Source organism: Paraburkholderia sprentiae WSM5005, assembly GCF_001865575.2.
GTDB classification, from domain to species: domain Bacteria; phylum Pseudomonadota; class Gammaproteobacteria; order Burkholderiales; family Burkholderiaceae; genus Paraburkholderia; species Paraburkholderia sprentiae.
In genome coordinates this window covers 1,094,314-1,113,018 of the sequence record NZ_CP017561.2, presented here as the reverse complement: position 1 = coordinate 1,113,018, position 18,705 = coordinate 1,094,314, and the positions used below count along the sequence as shown (strand labels likewise).

Genomic DNA, 18,705 nt, shown 5'->3' with positions numbered 1-18,705 from the left:
ACGCTTGCCAATGCGACCAAACAGAATGATAATAATTCGCATTAACGTTAGCTATGACGCCCTGCCATGATCGTCTGTGTCTGCAAATCCGTTTCCGACCGCACAATCCGCTCCTCGATTGCGGACGGCATCGACTCGTTCGACGAGTTGCAGTTTGAACTCGGCGTCGCGTCGTGCTGCGGCAAATGCGAGGAATCCGTGCGCGACGTGATGCTGCAAAGCGGCGTCTGCGCGAGCCGTTGCGGCGTAGTCGAGCCTCAGCAGGTGCAGAGCGTCGCACAAGTCGTGCAAGTCACGTTCTACGAGCGCAAGGCAGCCTGAGTTCAGCTTGTGCAGGCGCGGCGCGAGCCGTGCCCGGTGCGTCCAGAAGCCCTTATGCCTCACCTGCATTTGTTGTCTCGCTGAATGCGACATTGAATGTGCCGCCTCTCTGCAAAACAACCGCAGCACACCGTACTGCGTATCCCACTGCCGTCAGCGAGCCAGTATTCGTACCAGCCAGCTACCCGCTCACCGCTTCGAAGGAGCTCGAGATGGAATTGCTGATTGGTTTCGTGATGACTTTGTTCATTTCGCTGCTGATTTTCCGAACATGACGATGCCCTGTTTGACGCGCCGCCCGCCCGGTGCGCTGCCATACTGACCATGCAGGCTCCGCATTCCGTTACCACCGGCGCCCCGCTGGCGTCGTTCATCCGACCGAATTCCCGCGCGCTGACGGCCACTGCCGTGGTCACCGCGGTTCACATCGCGCTGCTCGCCGTGATCATGACGCTGCGCCACGAGCCGGTGCAGGTCGCGCTCGAATCGCACGTGATGACCGCCGAGCTGCTGCCAGCCGCGCCGGTCGCGCTGCAATCGATCGCACCGCCGCCGCCGCGGCCGACACCGCCCGTTTATTCGAAGCCGAAAGTCCAACCGAAGCCGGCTCCGACGCCCAAGCCGACCCCCACTCCGTTGCCGCAGGCCACAGCGCCGTCGCCGACGCCGGTTGCGGCGCCCGAGCCGACGCCGCCGGCACCCGCCGCACCGGCCACACCGGCCACACCGCCCGCCGCGGCAGCGCCCGCGATCGGCAAGCCGACTCTCGAAATCAGCGCGCCGAAGAACGTGTCGCATCTCGATTGCAATGTTGCCCATCCGGACTACCCCACGTTGTCGCGGCGCCGCGGCGAGACAGGCACTGCGTACGTCCATTTCGTGGTCGGCCTGACCGGCAAGCTTGAAGACATCGAGTTGAAGAAAAGCAGCGGCTTCAGCCGGCTCGACGACGCGGCCGTCGCCGCCGTGCGTGCGAGCGCCTGCAAGCCGTATCTCGAGAACGGCGAGCCTGTCAGGGCCGCGTACACCCAGCCTTTCAACTTCGGCCTGACCGACTGAAGCAGCTTTCAAAAACAAGGAATTGCAATGCAAAACTACGGATTGGCGCACGTGTGGGCGCAAGGGGATTTCGTGACGCGCGGTATCGCGCTCGCGCTGTTGATCATGTCGGTGATGTCGTGGAGCGTGATCGTCGTCAAAGGCTGGAACGTGATGCGCCTGAAGCGGCTGACGAGGAACGCCGAGCAGGCGTTCTGGCATTCCGACGACCTCGCCGACGGCGTGAAAAAGCTCGGCGGCGGCGCCTCGACGCCGCACGACAATCCGTTCCTCGCGCTCGCGCTTTCGGGACAGGAAGCGGCCGACCATCATCACCAAACGCAGCCGCATCTGCATGACCGCATGGACGTGTCGGACTGGATCACGCGCTGCCTGAAGGACACGATGGACGAAAGCGTCGCGCGCATGCAGAGCGGTCTCGCGATTCTCGCGTCGATCGGGAGCACCGCGCCGTTCGTCGGCCTGTTCGGCACCGTGTGGGGCATCTATCACGCGTTGCTCGCGATCGGCGCAAGCGGCCAGTCGTCGATAGACCAGGTGGCGGGCCCGGTCGGCGAAGCGCTGATCATGACCGCGTTCGGTCTGTTCGTCGCGATTCCGGCGGTGCTCGGCTACAACGCGCTCACGCGCGCGAACAAGGCGATCGTCGCGAAGCTCGCCCGCTTCGCCCACGGCCTGCATGCGTTCTTCGTGACGGGCGCGCGCCTGTCGTCGTCCAAACGCGGCGACGGCCTGCGTCTCGCGGCCCGCGCCAACTGATCGACGAGGCATTCCAATGGCAATGAGCCCTTTCGCCGGAGAAGATGACGACGGCCTGATGAACGAGATCAACATGACGCCGCTGGTCGACGTGATGCTGGTTTTGCTGATCGTCTTCATGGTGACGATTCCGGTGATCCGTCACGCAGTCAAGATCGACCTGCCGCACGCGAGCAGTCAGAAGGAAGATACGAAGCCCGCGCAGGTGACGGTGTCGATCGACGCGGACGGCAACGTGCTGTGGGACAGCACCAAGGTCGACGATGCGGCGCTCGCCGCGAAGATCGCCACGGCCGCGCAGGCAAGCCCGCAGCCGGAGCTGCATCTCGATGCGGATCGCAAGGTGCCGTACGAGAAGGTCGCGCAGGTGATGTCGGCTGCGCAGGCTGGCGGACTCACGAAGATCGGTTTCGTTACGCAGCCCAAGGCAAAGTAACCGGTAGCGCGACACCTAAGGCAGGACGCGCGTCCACGCGAAGGAATTCTTGCAGCGGCGACGGCGAACATAAGTAAAAGGCCTTCATCGTCGGATGAAGGCCTTTTTTGGTGCGCGCTCGGCGCATTCGGGCGGCGGAATCATTTGCCATCGGCCGAAGACTGATAGCTTCTGTCACCGCATGCGAGGGCCGTGGTCGACACGGACAACGCGGTCAGCCCTATCAGGCCCGCTATGATAGCGGCCATGAGTTTTCGCATAGGACGCTCCTTAGCGAAAGGGATTTCACTATAGGTCCGCGCGCGAGCGCATTCAAGCAAACGGCCATTGAAAGTAATGATGACAGGCCACGCTTAAATGCTAAAAACGATACGCCGTGCAATCGCGGCCCCGGAGCGCAGCCTGCGGCCTTGCGTTGCCACGGGCGCGTTATCAAACCGCCGCCGACGCAACGGCAGACGCCGCAGCAACCGATCCCCGCGCCGCCGGTTTTTTATCGTGCACCGGACACTCGCCCATGATGTGCTTGCCCTCGTCCGGATCGAGCATCTCGACCAGATAATCGACGAACGCACGCACGGCCGGCACCATACCCTGACGCGATACGAACACCGCATATAACTGCGGCGTCGGAAAGGTCCAGTCCGGCATCACGGGCGACAACTGTCCCGCTCTCAAAGCGGCGCCATACATCATCTCGGGCAATGCGGCGATGCCGACCCCGGCGAGCACCGCCTCGCGGATGGTCATCAGATCGGCGGTTACGAGGCGCGGCTCGTGCTCGTGCGCATGGCGCGTGCCATCGGGCGAGATCAGGTTGTACACGTGGCGGCCGTCGCTCGTCGGCACGTCGAGTGTTTCGAAGCGGTTCAGATCGGCCGGCGTCAGCGGAGGCGCATTCTGCTGCAACAGGCTCGGCGCACCGACCAGCATCTGTTCGGTGCGCCACAGCGGCCGCACGACGATGTTCGCGCTCTCCGGCGGGTCGGAGCGCACGCGCAACGCGACATCGATCGAATCCTCGAACAGATCGACCACGCGATTCGTCACCCGCATCACGACGCGCACCTCCGGATAGCGGTGCATGAATTCCGGCAGGATCGTCGACAGAATCGTCTGCGAGATCGTGACCGGCACGCTGACGCGCACCGTGCCGCGCGGCGACGAGCGCAGTTGCTGCACGACGTTGACCGCCGCCTGCGCTTCGCTGAGCATCGCCTGACAGTGCTGATAGAACAGTTGCCCCGCTTCGGTCAGCGCCAGCTTGCGCGTAGAGCGCTGCAACAGCCGCACCCCGAGCGACGCCTCCAGCTCCGTGAGCCGACGCGATAGCCGCGACTTCGAGATGCCCAGCACCCGCTCGGCGGCGGAAAATCCGCCATGTTCCACGACCTGCGAAAAGTACATGAGGTCGTTCAGATTGTGTGAATCGATCTTCATCTCATCGTTCCATGAATAGAACAATCCATTGCTTGGGACCGGCTGGCACCGCGAAAAACGGTCCCTATAATAGCCCCATGTTTCAGAAATGACGCTATTCCCCATTTTTTCGAGGTGATATCGATGACCACGTCACGCACAATCGAACGCACGTTCCCATCGGTTCGCACGGTGGAAGGCGGCGGATTTATCGTTCACCGACCGTTTCCGACGCGTCTGTTGATGGACTTCGATCCATTCCTGCTGCTCGACGAAATGGGTCCAGTCGACTATGCGCCGGGCGAGGCCAAGGGCGCGCCCGATCATCCGCATCGCGGCTTCGAGACGGTCACCTACGTGCTCGAGGGCCAGTTCGGCCACAAGGATTCGGCCGGCCATTCCGGCACGCTGCGCGCCGGCGACGTGCAATGGATGACCGCGGGCGCGGGCGTCGTGCATAGCGAAATGCCGGACCCGGCATTCGCACGCACCGGCGGCCGCGTGCACGGGCTGCAAGTCTGGGTGAACCTGCCGCGTCGCGACAAGATGATCGCGCCGCGCTATCAGGAGATCCCGTCGACGCGCATTCCGGTCGCGACGTCCGAAGACGGCAAGGTGCGCGTGAAGGTCATCGCGGGCGAAGCGCTCGGCGTGAAGGCCGCGATCGAAACCCATACGCCGATCCTGTATCAGCATTTCTCGTTGCAGCCGGGCGCGACGATCCGCCAGCCGGTGCCGGCTGACTATCGCGTGTTCGCCTACGGTCTGTCCGGCAAAGGCGTGTATGGGGAAGGCGACGGGAGCGCCGACATCGACGCGCGCACGATGGTGGTTTTCGCCGACGACGGCGATACGGTGACGCTCACGGCTGGTGACGAGCCCCTGGAAGTGCTGCTGCTCGGCGGCGTGCCGCTGAAGGAGCCGGTAGTGCGCTACGGCCCGTTCGTAATGAATACCGAGGATGAAATCCGTCAAGCGGTGGTCGACTATCAGGCGGGACGGATGGGCGCGATCACGCATTGACCGCCTGGCGCGCACCGCGCGTCATTCCCGCCCGTCGGCCGAGTCGAAGCGCGCCGACAGCGACTCTGGCGCCGCCAAATCGCCCGCCCCGGGGCGCGAACGCCGTCAAATTCGTTCACAATAACGGCTCATGTCGCGCGGCCCGCGTCGATTGCAACAGTCCGCGGCGCGCGACGCTATTTGATCCTCGCCCAGGAGCGCGCATGGCAGAGTCCACCGTCACCGCCCACATCGGCTCGACGAATTTCCAGGTCGTGTTCGACGACGGTAAGCACACATGGCTCGCCGACGAACCGGAATCGCTTGGCGGCGGCGATCGCGGTCCGACGCCCGTATCACTGCTGCTGTCGAGCCTCGGCGCATGCACGTCGATCACGCTGAAGATGTACGCGCAGCGCAAAGCCTGGCCGCTAGCGAGCGTACGCGTCAAACTGTCGATGCAAACCGGCGACGCGGGCTCGACCATCGACCGTCAGATCATGCTCGACGGCGATCTGTCCGACGAACAGCGGGAACGGCTTTTGCAAATTGCCAATGCGTGCCCGTTGCACAAGATTCTGACGCACACGATTTCGATCCGCTCCGCGCTCGCCGTCGCTTGACACGCCGCAGGCAAGCGAAAGTCAGCCGGTCGCCGACCACTCGGACCATGGGTATTGCAACATTTTCATAGGACGCAGTCGTCTTGAATTTCGAACACCTCATTCAGATCAACGATCCGTTGAATCCCTTCGTCGAATCGATGACGCGCGAACAGCTTTGGGAAGGGCTGGTGCTGCGCGCCGAGCAGCCGCAGCTGTTCGTGATGGGTCTCGACAGCTGCACGATCCTGTCGCGCGACGGCAATGTGCTCGAGCGCGAACTGCACTACGGCCAGGCCACCGTGCGCGATCGCGTCACGTTGGAGGCAAGCGACAGAGTGCGCTACGACATCCTTCCGACCGCCGAGTACGTCGGCGGCTCGCTGACGATGACGATCGAGCAGCCCGACGAGCTGCAGCTGTTCCTGCGCTTCGAATACGCGACCACGCTACCCGTCTCGACGACCGATCAGGACGCGGTGCAAACGCAGGAGATCGTCAAGTCGGCGTATCGCGAGAACGATATCGACACGGTGCGGCTGATCCGCCAGTACGTCGCGGCCAAACAGGAACCGGGACCGTTGCACTGACATGCCGCGCGGGCACCACGCCCGCGCTGTCGCGGGGTCACGTTCGGGATGGCCCCGAGCGTTATGGCCGCCGTTCTTTCATTCAGCTATCAAAAGTGGAATCCGATCAATTTCGGCGCCTTGTAAATAGGAATAGTTATCATTTAGAATGGCTCCATCGAATCAACGACCGAGCTAAAACGAATGACCGATATGACTCGCTCCTCCACGCTCAGCCTGCGCCGCTCAGCGGCTGCGTTAAGCAGCCGACCGAAAGCGTCGACGACGGCAGCAGCCGCGACGAAACCCGCTGCGCAGCGCACCACCGGCCAGGAGGAGACGTCGGAGCGCGTCGTGCGCAGCGACGCGCTGCTGCAAGGCCATAGTCACATCAGCATCGTGCACAACGGCGAGACGTATCAACTGCGTGCAACTCGCCTCGGCAAGCTGATCTTGACGAAGTAGCAACACAACACGAGGTAAGTACCGGGTATTGTGGGGACCACCTCCCAGAGAGGTGTTAGGCATTAGCCAGCCACGACGGCTTGCACGCGAGAACTAGACCCCTTCGTGCAGACACCAAGCCAGCCGTCGCAGCAAGCCAGGCCGTTTTTTTGGTTCTCACTCGAAAGCGGATGCGCGCGACGGCGCACATAGCTAAAGGTAAAAATGAGAAAGCCGTGGGATGTCACCATCCCACGGCTTTTCTCTTTGTGCGTGCGCCTACGTTCGCGCCAAACAGCGGCTACAGATTTACTTCGACGCCCAGCCCCAGAACATCAGCCACCATGCGCTATTGACGACCGCCAGCGCCGCGACGAACCACAACATCGCCAGCGCGCGCGGCACGAAGCGCTCGCTATACCGGCGCGTGACGAGCCACGCGAGCCATGCGCTCCACGCGCTCGCAATCACGAGAATCGCGATGCGCAGATCCGACGCCCACCACAGCGACACATGCTCAGCGCGCAGCAGCGACAGCGTCGTCGCCGACAAACCGAGGAACACGCCCGCGCCCGCGATCGGAATCAGCCCCTGGGTCAGATGATGCAGCCGCGTCGAGCTAAAACGTCCGAGCATGCGCGTCGCGCCCGTAAGCAACAGCAACAGCGCGGTGCCGTAGACGAGCGCCGTCGACAGGATGTAGCCGATCAGCAGCGAGCCGTCGAGCCACGAGAACACGTCGTTCTGGTCCGGGTAATGCGTGAACAGGAACCACGGTGCGTTGGTGTCGAGGGGCCACGTGATGTCGTGATCGACGAGCCATGTCGCGGCGAACATCTTCAGGTCGATGAACCAGCGCGAGGCGGTCCAGTGGAACGCGCCGATCGCGATACCGAGCAGGCCGTACAGGATCAGCGCGGTGTCCCACGGGTTCGCGTTCCGGTCGCCCAACTGCACGACTTCCGTCGACGGCTTGCGCCACGTCAGCGCGATCGCATCACGGTGTCCGCTGCAACGGCCACACATATGGCAGTCCGCCGCGCCCTTCATGTTGCGCAATGGCACGAGCGGCGCGCAGTTGATCGGAATCACGCGATGCCCCTGCTCGCCGTTCTTGTACGAGCGACGCCAGGCGTCTTCGTCGACCTTGTAGTGAAACGGCGCGAGGCGCGACAGAAGCGAAAATACCCCGTTGACGGGGCACAGGTATTTGCACCAGACGCGCTTCTCGCGTCCGTACAGCAGACCGATGACGATCGCCGCGAAAGTCGAGCCGCCTAGCACCAGCAACACCGCTTTCGGATACTGGTAGACGCTCACCATCTGCCCGTAGATCGTGGTGATGCCGAACGCGACGAAGGGCCAGCCGCCCCAGCGCATCCAGTGTGGAATCGCGCGGCCGCGGCCGAATTTGCTCGCGAACTCGGCGAGCGCGCCCTCCGGACACAGCACGCCGCACCAGACGCGGCCGAGCATCACCATCGACAGCAACACGAACGGCCACCAGATACCCCAAAACACGAACTGCGCCGCGAGCGTCAGGTTGTTCCACAGATGCGCGGTGTCGTCCGGCAGCGGCATCAGCGCGGGCACGATGATCAGGAACGCGTACACCGCGACCACGATCCATTGGATGCCACGGATCACCGCGCCGTGGCGCTGCATCCACTGGCCGGCCGCCGCCAGGCGGCCCGGCCGGGGGGCCATCGCGGCGCTCATGCCGCGCGCCCTGCCGCCTGCCGTGCGGGCTTGCGGCTAGCGCGGCGCACGAGCAGATAAACGACCGCCCAGTACACGCCATAGGCAAGCAGATTCATCAGCGCCGGATGCGCGCGATACCCGGTCAGCGTCGCGACGAGCGAACCGAAGGTGCTCGAGTCATCGAGGATCGCCGACGAATTCCACAGCTGGTCGACCAGCGTCGGCAGGATTTCCTTGTCGATCAGCTTGTCGACGCCGGTCTGGAACAGACCCGCGCCGAGGAACAGCAACATGATTTCGGTGACGCGGAAGAAGAGCCGCCACGAGACGATCTTGCCGCCCAGCTGCAACACGTAGAAGGTCAGGAACGCGAGCGCGAGACCGATCGCCACAGCGAGCATCTGGCTGCCGTCCACGTGCCCCGACTGGCCGAAGCCGAGGCCGTACAGGAAGATCACCGTTTCGCTGCCTTCGCGCGCGATCGCCAGCGCGACCAGCACCGCGACGCCCCACCAGTTGGAATCGCGCTGGCTCTTCTGCAGCGACTGTTCCATGTCGCGCTTCAGCGTACGGCCGTGTTGCTTCATCCACAGCACCATCTGCACGATCAGCGCGCAGGCGACCAGCACCATCGCGGTCTGGAAGTAATCCTGCGCGTCACCGGAGAGCTCCTCGGTGAAGCCGACCAGCGCCGCGCCCAGCGCCACCGCGGCGATCAAGCCGGCCGCCACGCCGCCCCACAGGTACGGCAAACCGCGGCGCGTGTCGTCGTCGCCGTTTTTCAACCACGCATACAGGATGCCGACGACCAGCAGCGCCTCGACACTTTCCCGCCACACGATGAACAGAATCTGACCCATTCAAGCTCTCCTTCGATCCTTCTACCGCCTGCTGCCGTTGCCTCGCGCGACCGACAGCGCCCGCATCCCGCGGCGCTCGCGGCCGATCGAACCACTGCTTACTTCGCGACGATCACGCCCTGCGCCTGCTGGTGAAAGTCGTCGAAAAACTTGTATTCACCGGGCTCCAGCGGAGCAATGACGACGAACGAATCAGCGCCCGGCGCCAAAACCTTCTCTTTGCGCAACTGCACGCTTTCGAATTCGGCCGCGCCCTTGCCGGTGTTACGCACTTCGATCTTGATACGCTGGCCGGCTGGCACTTCGATGCGGGCCGGGTTCAGCTTGCCGTCGTTCATTTCTAGCTTAAAGGTCGGCAGGTCGACTGCATGAGCCGTGGCCGCCAGGCAAAACGTGGCGGCAAGCATCGCGATCTTTCGGTTGATTCCCATTGGCCTTTCCGGAAAACGCGACGCACCGACTCTAGGTATGACACCGAACGTCCGCGCGCCGCCTGCTGCATTCATGGATACGTTGATCAACCGCGCTGGCACCGCGCGCCGATCAGTAACCGCCCTTCTTGCCGATGCCGGCGAAGGTGAAGTCATATTCGAGCGTAATCGGCTTGAACCACGGACCCACGCCGGTTTCCTTGTCGACGTGGCGACCGAACGCCATATGGCCCGTCTGCATCGGCGGTTCGACGATCAGCTTCAGGTGATACTTGCCCGGGCCTTGCAGCTTGACGTTGTCGCCGTAGTGCGGACCGTCGTTCGCGACCATCGGCATCAGGTCGCCCTTCAACGGCTGGTTCGAGCCGGCCTTCGTCAGTTCGTAGTGCACCTGCAGATACGGCATCCAGTCGCCTTCGGCGAAACCGGTCGGATTGTTCTTGACCGCGTGGATGTCCGACTCGAGGTGGATGTCCGAATCCGATGCTTTACGCATCATGCCTTCGGGTTCCATGGTGATCGGCTGCAGATAAACCGCGCCGATTTCCATCCCGCCCTGGATTTGCTGCTTACCGATCGGATATTCGGCGGCCGTGGCCGACAGCGCCACGACAGCGGTTGCCACTGCGACGCCGCCATGCACAAAGGAAGAAATCCGCATCAAAACTCCTTGTTCTTATCTGACTGGAATCGGTGTCATTGGGACGCTGCGTTCGCAAGCGAAGTGTAAATTTAAATGCGAACGATTCTCAATATTGGTGGAGTTTATCATCGATCGCTGAGCAGAACAAACCTGCCGGCACGCTAAGCGATATGCGATGAGGGTCTTAAGGCCCGCTTAAGAAAACTGCGCGCGGCCGGCGAAACACGGACAGGATGTCGTGACGGCCAAGGGTGGCCGCGCCGACGGCCGAGCGGGAGCGTGAGCGCCGGCATAAACGAAAAAAACCGCGGCGAACGGCCGCGGCCTTTCCTGATGGACAAAACCAGTGGAGGGATGCGCCGGTTATTCGACGCCCGACACATGGTCGCCGACGTTCGCGCCGAATACGCGCTGACGCAGCAGCGCCAGTTGGTCGCGAGTCTGCGCGGCCTTCTCGAATTCGAGATTCTTAGCGTGCTCCATCATCTGCTTTTCGAGGCGCTTGATTTCCTTGGCGAGTTGCTTCTCGGACATGTCCTCGAATTTCGCGCGAGCCTGCTGTTCCTTCAACTCCGCGCGGGCTTCGTCGACGTTGTACACGCCGTCGATGATGTCGCGAATCCGTTTCACGACGCCGCGCGGGGTAATGCCGTGCGCGGCGTTGAACGCGATCTGCTTGGCGCGGCGCCGCTCGGTTTCGTCGATCGCGCGACGCATCGAGTCCGTGATGTTGTCCCCGTACAGAATCGCCTTGCCGTTCACGTTGCGCGCCGCCCGGCCGATGGTCTGGATCAGCGAACGCTCAGCGCGCAGGAAGCCTTCCTTGTCCGCGTCGAGGATCGCGACGAGCGACACCTCGGGAATATCGAGCCCCTCGCGCAGCAGGTTGATCCCGACCAGCACGTCGAACGCGCCGAGACGCAGATCGCGGATGATCTCGACGCGCTCCACTGTGTCGATATCGCTGTGGAGATAGCGCACCTTGATGCCGTGGTCGGCCAGAAACTCGGTGAGCTGTTCGGCCATCCGCTTGGTCAGCGTCGTGACCAGCACGCGCTCGCCGGCCTTGATGCGCTCGTTGATTTCGCCAAGCACATCGTCGACCTGGCTGCGCGCCGGCCGCACCTCGATTTCAGGGTCGACGAGGCCGGTCGGACGCACCAGCTGTTCGGCGACCTGCCCCGCGGTCCTCTTCTCGTAATCGGCGGGCGTCGCCGACACGAACACGACCTGGCGCATCTTGCGCTCGAACTCGTTGAACTTGAGCGGCCGGTTGTCGAGCGCCGACGGCAGCCGGAAACCGTAGTCGACGAGGTTTTCCTTGCGCGCGCGGTCGCCGTTGTACATGCCGTTCAGCTGGCCGATCAGCACGTGCGATTCGTCGAGCATCATGATCGCGTCGGGCGGCAGGTAATCGACGAGCGTCGGCGGCGGCTCGCCCGGCGCCGCGCCCGAAAAGTGCCGCGAATAGTTCTCGATGCCTTTGCAGAAACCGAGCTCCTGCAGCATTTCGAGGTCGAAGCGGGTGCGCTGCTCGAGCCGCTGGGCCTCGACGAGCTTGCCCTGGCTATAGAAGAACTCGAGGCGCTCGCGCAGCTCGGCCTTGATCGTTTCGACGGCGCGCAGCACGGTATCGCGCGGCGTCACGTAGTGCGAAGACGGATAGACGGTAAAGCGCGGAATTTTCTGCCGCACGCGGCCGGTGAGCGGATCGAATAACTGCAGCGTCTCGACTTCGTCGTCGAACAGCTCGACACGCACCGCCATTTCGGCGTGCTCGGCCGGGAAGATATCGATCGTGTCGCCACGCACGCGGAACGAGCCGCGCTGGAAATCGGCTTCGTTGCGGCTGTACTGCATCGCGATCAGCCGCGCGATGACGTCGCGCTGGCCGAGCCGGTCGCCGGTGCGCAGCGTCAGGATCATCTTGTGGTATTCGGACGGATTGCCGATACCGTAAATCGCCGACACCGTCGCGACGATCACCACGTCGCGTCGCTCCATCAGGCTCTTGGTCGCCGACAGCCGCATCTGCTCGATATGCTCGTTGATCGACGAGTCTTTTTCGATGAACAGATCGCGCTGCGGTACATAGGCTTCCGGCTGGTAGTAGTCGTAGTACGAGACGAAGTACTCGACCGCGTTACGCGGGAAGAATTCCCGGAACTCCGAATACAGCTGCGCGGCAAGCGTCTTGTTCGGCGCGAACACGATCGCCGGGCGGCCGAGCCGCGCGATCGTGTTGGCCATCGTGAAGGTCTTGCCGGAGCCGGTCACGCCGAGCAGCGTCTGGAACGCGAGGCCGTCCCCGACGCCTTCGACGAGCGTGTCGATGGCCGTGGGCTGGTCGCCGGCGGGCGGATATGGCTGGTAGAGCTTGAACGGCGAACCTTCGAACGTGACGAATTTTGATTCATCGAGCGTATCGTCGGCTTCGGTCAGATGGTGTTCGGACATGAGGGGCGGCACCGGGCCTTGGGCAAAGAATCATTCTAACGGGTTGGGGAAAGCGAAGATGGAGTGCAATTGCGTCCGGCTCGCGCCTTCGCCCCGGCCAAGCCCGCTGGAACGCCTCACTGCCACATGACTCCCCAGTGCCTGTTTTTCAAGCAAATAATTGCCTTGTGCCCGTGTCGTGGTCCGAAAATAGCGTCCGGATTCGTTACAATGCGAAGTTGCGCTGGCTCGCCGCTGTCCATAGGCCGTCCCCGCGTTTCGCGTGTCGTCGAACTCACGCCACACGCCCGAAACGCCGCCGACGCTCCAGACGAGGCCGCTCGCGCGCGAAGCCGCCCTCTTTTCACTACTCCTGCCACCCATCATGTCTCTGTTCTCCGCCGTCGAACTTGCTCCCCGCGACCCGATTCTGGGCCTGAACGAAGCTTTCAATGCCGATGCGCGCGCCACCAAGGTCAACCTCGGCGTTGGCGTGTACTTCAATGAAGAAGGCAAGATTCCGCTGCTGCGCGCCGTGCGCGATGCGGAAAAGGCCCGCGTCGAAGCCGCGCTGCCGCGCGGTTATCTGCCGATCGAAGGTATCGCCGCTTACGACGCCGCCGTGCAAAAGCTGCTGCTCGGCAACGACTCGCCGCTGATCGCGGCCGGCCGCGTCGTCACGGCGCAGGCGCTGGGCGGCACGGGTGCGCTGAAGATCGGCGCGGACTTCCTGAAGCGCGTGAATCCGGGCAGCAAGGTCGCGATCAGCGACCCGAGCTGGGAAAACCATCGCGCGCTGTTCGAAGGCGCAGGCTTCGTCGTGGAATCGTATCCGTACTATGACGCGCAAACGCACGGCGTGAACTTCGACGGCATGCTAAGCGCGCTGAACAGCTACCCGGCGGGTACGATCGTCGTGCTGCACGCGTGCTGCCACAACCCGACCGGCGTCGACCTGAGCGTCGAGCAGTGGAAGCAGGTGGTCGAGCTCGTCAAGGCGCGCAACCTCGTGCCGTTCCTCGATATCGCCTACCAGGGCTTCGGCGACAACATCGAAGCGGACGCGGCAGCCGTGCGTCTGTTTGCGGCGCAGGAACTGAACGTGTTCGTGTCGTCGTCGTTCTCCAAGTCGTTCTCGCTGTACGGCGAGCGCGTCGGCGCACTGTCGATCATCACCGCGAGCAAGGAAGAAGCGGCGCGCGTGCTGTCGCAACTCAAGCGCGTGATCCGCACCAACTACTCGAACCCGCCGACGCACGGCGGCTCGGTGGTCGCGGCCGTGCTTGCGTCGCCGGAATTGCGCGCGACGTGGGAAATCGAACTGGGCGAGATGCGCGAGCGCATCCGCGCGATGCGCAACGGTCTCGTCGAGCGTCTGAAGGCAAGCGGCGTCGATCGCGACTTCAGCTTCGTGAATGCGCAGCGCGGCATGTTCTCGTACTCAGGGTTGACGGCACCGCAAGTGGACCGCCTGCGCGAAGAATTCGGTATCTACGCGGTCAGCACGGGCCGCATCTGCGTGGCTGCGCTCAATACGCGCAACCTCGACGTCGTCGCGAACGCGATTGCTCACGTGCTGAAGTAAGGCGGCTCACGGCGGGGGTTTGCCGCGCCAGTGCAGCAGATTCGCCGCTGCCACAGCCTATAAAAACGGCGCCCTTTTCAGAAGAGGGCGCCGTTTTTTCGTTTCCTGACTGTTCGGCTTGGGCGCGCAGCGCCGGCTCTGCCCGCGACGGATCAGCGCGAGTCCCGATGAATGTCGTGCGTGACGAAGCCGGCATCGTTGTCCGGCATATCGAGCCAGTCGGGTTGCTCGAGCGAATGGCGAATATCTTCGAGACCGCTTCGCCAATGCTCTCGCATCGTGGACAGACCGAACTGAAAGTCCTTGTAGTGTCCTTCGTATTCCTTGTGCCGGTAGATCAGGTGAACCACGTTGTAGCGCTTCGAGCACGACAGATCCTCGGCGAGTTTGCACCACGGATCGTCGCGCTGCTCGACGGGTACCCGATCCAGCACCTCGCGCAGCACGTGGCGGAAGCGCTGCGAGCGCTGCAGCATGTCGGTCACGAGACGCGTGCGGCTCGAATACTGGATGTCTTTCATGCGCCCCTGAACGTCGGTGATGTTGTCCGGCACCGGGCCGACCGCGCTCCATAGATCGACCTGGAACGCGAGTGTGTCGCGGCGCGGCGTGGATTGGAGCACCTCGTAGAGCGGCGTATTCGACATCAGGCCGCCGTCCCAGTAGAACTGACCGTCGATCTCGACGGCTGCGAAACCCGGCGGCAACGCACCCGACGCCATGAAATGCTCAGGCCTGAGCGTGGTGTGCGTATTGTCGAAGTACGCGAAATTTCCCGTGCCGCAATTCACCGCGCCCACCGACACGCGTATTTCGCCGGAATTGATCCGGTCGAAATCACACAGCGACTCGAGCGTGGCCTTCAGCGGCGTGGTGTCGTAATAACTCGCCAGTTGCGGCGGACCGGACATCGTGGGCAGCGGCGGTGGGAAGCGCGGCACGAAGAAACCCTTTTGCCCTTCGACGATCGCGCTCATTGCCTGCGCTGCCGTAAATGCTTTGCGCACCGCTTCGCTCGAATTGAACAGCGCGTGTTCGACCGGAGCCGGCAACGGCGGTCCGAACGCCGGCTGGCAGATCGTCTCCCAAAATTGCAGCAGACGCTCGACGCGCTGTTCCGGTGGATTGCCCGCAATGATCGCCGTATTCAGCGCGCCGATCGAAATTCCCGCGACCCAGTTCGGTTCGATGCCTGCTTCGTATAGTCCTTGAAAGACGCCGGCCTGATAGGCGCCCAGTGCGCCACCGCCTTGCAGCATCAGCGCGACAGTTTCGTAGTTGGGCAACCGGAGATGCCGGCGCAGGTGGGCGGCGACCGCCGGACCCGCGCCCTCCCCCTCGCCGGACACGCCTACGCGCGCCCGCTTCAGATTGCGTTGCGCCACGGGCCGCCCCTTAGTGCATGTACCAGCCGTGGCTCACCACGAATGATTGGCCGGTCAGCGCCGCCGTCGGGAAGGTCGACAGGAACAGCACGGTCTGCGCGACATCTTCAACCGTCGTAAAGATACCGTCGACGGTACCGCCCAGCATCACGCGCTTGATCACTTCGTCTTCGCTGATGCCGAGTTCCTTCGCCTGCTCGGGAATCTGCTTGTCGACGAGTGGCGTGCGCACGAAGCCCGGACACACGACGTGCGAACGCACGTTGTGCGCAGCGCCCTCCTTGGCGAGCACGCGCGACAGCCCCAGCAGAGCATGCTTCGCGGTCACGTACGCCGACTTCAGCGGCGAGGCGAGATGCGAGTGGACCGAGCCCATGTAGATCACGACGCCGCCGCGATTGTCCTTGTACATGTGCTTGAGCGCAGCCTTGGTGGTCAGGAACGCGCCGTCCACGTGAATGGCTTGCATCTTCTTCCAGTCCGAGAACGAATAGTTTTCGATCGGATTGACGATCTGGATGCCGGCGTTGGAAATGAGAATGTCGATCGAGCCGAATTCCGCGGCGACCTTGTCGATACCCTGGTTCACGGCGTCTTCGCTCGTCACATCCATTGCCACGCCGATCGCCTTGCCGCCGCCCTTTCTGATTTCTTCAGCCACGGCGTTCGCGCCGTCCTGATTCAGGTCGGCGATCGCGACCGCCGCGCCCGCGGCCGAAAGAGTCAACGCGACCTGTTTGCCGATGCCGCTCGCAGCGCCAGTAACGACGGCAACCTTGCCGTTCAGATTCGTGTTCAGAGACGACATCCAGAACCTCCATGCAGTTGATGAGCAATGAGACCACAAGACCGTGCGCGGCGAAAAGTCGGCCAAACGGTATAGACCGTCCGGCCGATGCAGCGCGGCGGCCGATTTTGCTATTGTGCATGAACCCTATGAACGACATAGGTAAAACGCGCATCGAATGGTATCTCTTTAAACTGGACGCTTTCTGGCTAAATCCGGCTCCATTCCCGTGGCATCACCAACCAGGAGACATGCATGAATTATCGACGTCTTGGCCGCTCGGGCCTGCAGGTGAGCGAGTTGTCCATCGGTTCATGGGTCACGTACGGCAACCAGGTAGATCATCGCGCCGCACGCGAATCGCTTGCCGCGGCGCGCGACGCGGGGGTCAATTTCTTCGACAACGCCGAGGTCTACGCGGGCGGCAAATCCGAGGAAATTATGGGCCATGCGTTGAAGGAGCTGGCATGGCCGCGCGTCAGCTACGTCGTGTCGACGAAATTTTTCTGGGGACTCAATGAAGCGCCGAACCAGTACCACACGCTGAACCGCAAATACCTGATGAACGCTATCGACGGGTCGCTGAAGCGCTTGCAGCTTGATTACGTCGATCTCGTGTTCTGTCATCGTCCCGATCCGAACACGCCGGTCGAGGAAACGGTCTGGGCAATGAGCGACATGATCGCGCGCGGCAAGGCGCTGTACTGGGGTACCTCGGAATGGAGCGCCGACGAAATTCGCGCCGCTTATGAAATCGCCGAGCGGCACCATCTGCACAAGCCGGTCATGGAGCAGCCGCAATACAACCTGTTTCACCGCAAACGCGTCGAACAGGAATACCAGCGGCTTTACGAGGACATCGGGCTTGGCCTGACCACGTGGAGTCCGCTCGCATCGGGTCTGCTCACCGGTAAATACCGTGAGGGCGTGCCCGCCGACAGTCGCGCGCAGTTGCAGGGCTATGACTGGTTGCGTCAGCAACTCACCGACCCGACGAGAAACAACGTGGTCGGCCAGCTCGGCGCGCTCGCCGATGAGCTCGACTGCACGGTCGGTCAGCTTGCAATCGCGTGGATTCTGAAGAATCCGAATGTCAGCACGGTGATCACGGGCGCTTCGCGAGTCGAACAGATCGGCGAAAACATGCGGTCAGCCGAGGTGGCCGAGCGCATCACGCCGGAAATCAAGCAGCGGATCGAGGAGATCATCGGCGACGCGCACGAGTGAATCGCGCGCAGCGGCAGGCACCGAGCGGCCAACCGGGCACGCCCGGTCGCGTACAATACGCGACCGCGCGTTGCGGGCTCGTTCGAGCCGGCCTGCGCTCTCTCAGTGTCCTTTCATCATGCTCAGCTACCGCCACGCCTTTCATGCCGGCAATCACGCCGACGTTCTCAAGCACGCCGTCGTAGTGCAGCTGCTGCGCTACCTTGGCCAGAAGGACAAGGCCTACTGGTACATCGACACGCACGCGGGCGCGGGCGTGTATTCGCTAAAGGAAGGCTACGCGACGAAGACCGGCGAGTTCGAGACGGGCATCGCGAAACTGTGGGGCCGCAACGATTTGCCGCCGCTTTTCGCCGAATACGTCGACGAAGTCAGCGCGCTCAACGCAGATGGCGAACTGCGTTTCTATCCGGGCTCGCCGTACCTCGCGTGGCGGCAGTTGCGCGCGCAGGATCGCATGCGGCTGTTCGAATTGCACAGCACCGAAATCGACGTGCTGCGCCACAATTTCCGCGACGCGGGCCGTCGCGCGATGCTGTACGCGGGCGACGGCTTCGACGGCATTCTCGCGCTGCTGCCGCCGGCGCCGCGGCGCGCGCTGGTCCTGCTCGACCCGTCGTATGAAGACAAGCGCGATTACGGGCGCACGCTGCGCTGTGTCGAAGAAAGTCTCAAGCGTTTTCCGACCGGCACGTATGCGGTCTGGTATCCGCAGGTCAAGCGCCCCGAGTCGCAGCGGTTTCCCGACCAGCTAAAGCAGTTGCAGAAGGACAACTGGCTGCACGTCAGCCTGACCGTCAGCAATCCCCCGGAGGACGGCTATGGCCTGTTCGGCAGCGGCATGTTTATCCTGAATCCGCCATATACGCTCGGCAAGTCGCTGAAGGATCAGATGCCGTGGCTCGTCAAGACGCTCGGCGAGGACAAGGCAGCGACGTTCAAGGTCGAGTATCGCGGCAATTGAACGTGACGCGCGGCGCGTGCGCGCGCCGCACGCGGTTGCCCATCACCTTGTCTCGCACAAGCTGGTGTCCGCTTA

General features: G+C 62.9%; 19 protein-coding genes. 11 read left to right on the top strand and 8 right to left on the bottom strand.

The genetic code is table 11. From position 1 onward, the window contains the following. Nucleotides 1–66: 66 nt before the first annotated feature. The 4 genes from BJG93_RS05205 (at nucleotide 67) to BJG93_RS05190 (ending at nucleotide 2,575) form a co-directional block, all read left to right on the top strand. Nucleotides 67–321: a (2Fe-2S)-binding protein gene (locus tag BJG93_RS05205; RefSeq protein WP_027197271.1), complete on the top strand. Its 255-nt coding sequence runs from the start codon at nucleotides 67–69 to the stop codon at nucleotides 319–321. A gap of 324 nt (nucleotides 322–645) precedes the next feature. After that, nucleotides 646–1,380, top strand: coding sequence for an energy transducer TonB (locus tag BJG93_RS05200; RefSeq protein ID WP_027197270.1), 735 nt, complete (start codon nucleotides 646–648; stop codon nucleotides 1,378–1,380). Nucleotides 1,381–1,407: 27 nt separating this feature from the next. Beyond that, nucleotides 1,408–2,139 carry a MotA/TolQ/ExbB proton channel family protein gene (locus tag BJG93_RS05195; protein WP_027197269.1) on the top strand — a complete coding sequence of 244 codons (732 nt, stop codon included), beginning with the start codon at nucleotides 1,408–1,410 and terminating at the stop codon, nucleotides 2,137–2,139. 16 nt (nucleotides 2,140–2,155) lie between these two features. After that, a complete protein-coding gene (locus tag BJG93_RS05190) occupies nucleotides 2,156–2,575 on the top strand; it encodes an ExbD/TolR family protein (protein WP_027197268.1) in 420 nt (139 codons plus the stop codon). Nucleotides 2,576–3,007: 432 nt separating this feature from the next. Here the strand turns inward: BJG93_RS05190 and BJG93_RS05185 are convergent, their stop codons facing one another. After that, nucleotides 3,008–4,015 (bottom strand): LysR family transcriptional regulator, encoded by a 1,008-nt coding sequence (locus BJG93_RS05185; RefSeq protein WP_027197267.1) that lies wholly within the window; start codon nucleotides 4,013–4,015, stop codon nucleotides 3,008–3,010. A 123-nt stretch (nucleotides 4,016–4,138) separates the two neighbouring features. On the opposite strand from BJG93_RS05185, the gene BJG93_RS05180 reads away from it, so the two are divergent. The 4 genes from BJG93_RS05180 to hemP all read left to right on the top strand — a co-directional run bounded on the left by BJG93_RS05180 (nucleotide 4,139) and on the right by hemP (nucleotide 6,632). Next, on the top strand, nucleotides 4,139–5,017 hold the full coding sequence (locus BJG93_RS05180; protein ID WP_027197266.1) for a pirin family protein: 879 nt from the start codon (nucleotides 4,139–4,141) through the stop codon (nucleotides 5,015–5,017). Nucleotides 5,018–5,220: 203 nt separating this feature from the next. After that, nucleotides 5,221–5,619 carry an OsmC family protein gene (locus BJG93_RS05175; RefSeq protein ID WP_027197265.1) on the top strand — a complete coding sequence of 133 codons (399 nt, stop codon included), beginning with the start codon at nucleotides 5,221–5,223 and terminating at the stop codon, nucleotides 5,617–5,619. Between the two features lie 83 nt (nucleotides 5,620–5,702). Continuing rightward, nucleotides 5,703–6,188 (top strand): SRPBCC family protein, encoded by a 486-nt coding sequence (locus BJG93_RS05170; protein WP_027197264.1) that lies wholly within the window; start codon nucleotides 5,703–5,705, stop codon nucleotides 6,186–6,188. A gap of 183 nt (nucleotides 6,189–6,371) precedes the next feature. Then, complete coding sequence (gene hemP / locus BJG93_RS05165) at nucleotides 6,372–6,632, top strand: hemin uptake protein HemP (protein WP_027197263.1); 261 nt, start codon at nucleotides 6,372–6,374, stop codon at nucleotides 6,630–6,632. A 288-nt stretch (nucleotides 6,633–6,920) separates the two neighbouring features. Here hemP and BJG93_RS05160 read toward each other — a convergent pair whose 3' ends face one another. The 5 genes from BJG93_RS05160 to uvrB form a co-directional block, all read right to left on the bottom strand. Then, the gene (locus BJG93_RS05160; protein ID WP_027197262.1) at nucleotides 6,921–8,330 is read right to left on the bottom strand and encodes a 4Fe-4S binding protein; all 1,410 of its coding nucleotides are present in this window, start codon (nucleotides 8,328–8,330) and stop codon (nucleotides 6,921–6,923) included. Beyond that, nucleotides 8,327–9,172, bottom strand: a complete 846-nt coding sequence (locus BJG93_RS05155; RefSeq protein ID WP_027197261.1) for an FTR1 family iron permease — start codon at nucleotides 9,170–9,172, stop codon at nucleotides 8,327–8,329. Before BJG93_RS05155 ends, BJG93_RS05160 begins: the two co-directional genes overlap by 4 nt. A gap of 98 nt (nucleotides 9,173–9,270) precedes the next feature. Next, nucleotides 9,271–9,603, bottom strand: a complete 333-nt coding sequence (locus tag BJG93_RS05150; RefSeq protein ID WP_027197260.1) for a cupredoxin domain-containing protein — start codon at nucleotides 9,601–9,603, stop codon at nucleotides 9,271–9,273. 112 nt (nucleotides 9,604–9,715) lie between these two features. Next, nucleotides 9,716–10,264, bottom strand: coding sequence for an iron transporter (locus BJG93_RS05145; protein ID WP_027197259.1), 549 nt, complete (start codon nucleotides 10,262–10,264; stop codon nucleotides 9,716–9,718). A gap of 345 nt (nucleotides 10,265–10,609) precedes the next feature. Further along, a complete protein-coding gene (gene uvrB, locus BJG93_RS05140; protein ID WP_027197258.1) occupies nucleotides 10,610–12,703 on the bottom strand; it encodes an excinuclease ABC subunit UvrB in 2,094 nt (697 codons plus the stop codon). 364 nt (nucleotides 12,704–13,067) lie between these two features. Here uvrB and BJG93_RS05135 point away from each other — a divergent pair, with 364 nt between their 5' ends. Then, entirely contained in the window at nucleotides 13,068–14,267 is a 1,200-nt protein-coding gene (locus tag BJG93_RS05135; RefSeq protein ID WP_027197257.1) for an amino acid aminotransferase, read from the top strand. Between the two features lie 152 nt (nucleotides 14,268–14,419). On the opposite strand, the gene BJG93_RS05130 is transcribed toward BJG93_RS05135, so the two are convergent. Beyond that, complete coding sequence (locus tag BJG93_RS05130; RefSeq protein WP_027197256.1) at nucleotides 14,420–15,652, bottom strand: DUF3734 domain-containing protein; 1,233 nt, start codon at nucleotides 15,650–15,652, stop codon at nucleotides 14,420–14,422. A 10-nt stretch (nucleotides 15,653–15,662) separates the two neighbouring features. Continuing rightward, a complete protein-coding gene (locus BJG93_RS05125) occupies nucleotides 15,663–16,460 on the bottom strand; it encodes a 3-hydroxybutyrate dehydrogenase (protein WP_027197255.1) in 798 nt (265 codons plus the stop codon). A gap of 234 nt (nucleotides 16,461–16,694) precedes the next feature. On the opposite strand from BJG93_RS05125, the gene BJG93_RS05120 reads away from it, so the two are divergent. Continuing rightward, entirely contained in the window at nucleotides 16,695–17,666 is a 972-nt protein-coding gene (locus tag BJG93_RS05120; RefSeq protein WP_027197254.1) for a potassium channel beta subunit family protein, read from the top strand. 118 nt (nucleotides 17,667–17,784) lie between these two features. Beyond that, nucleotides 17,785–18,630 carry a 23S rRNA (adenine(2030)-N(6))-methyltransferase RlmJ gene (locus tag BJG93_RS05115; RefSeq protein ID WP_027197253.1) on the top strand — a complete coding sequence of 282 codons (846 nt, stop codon included), beginning with the start codon at nucleotides 17,785–17,787 and terminating at the stop codon, nucleotides 18,628–18,630. Nucleotides 18,631–18,705: the final 75 nt, after the last annotated feature.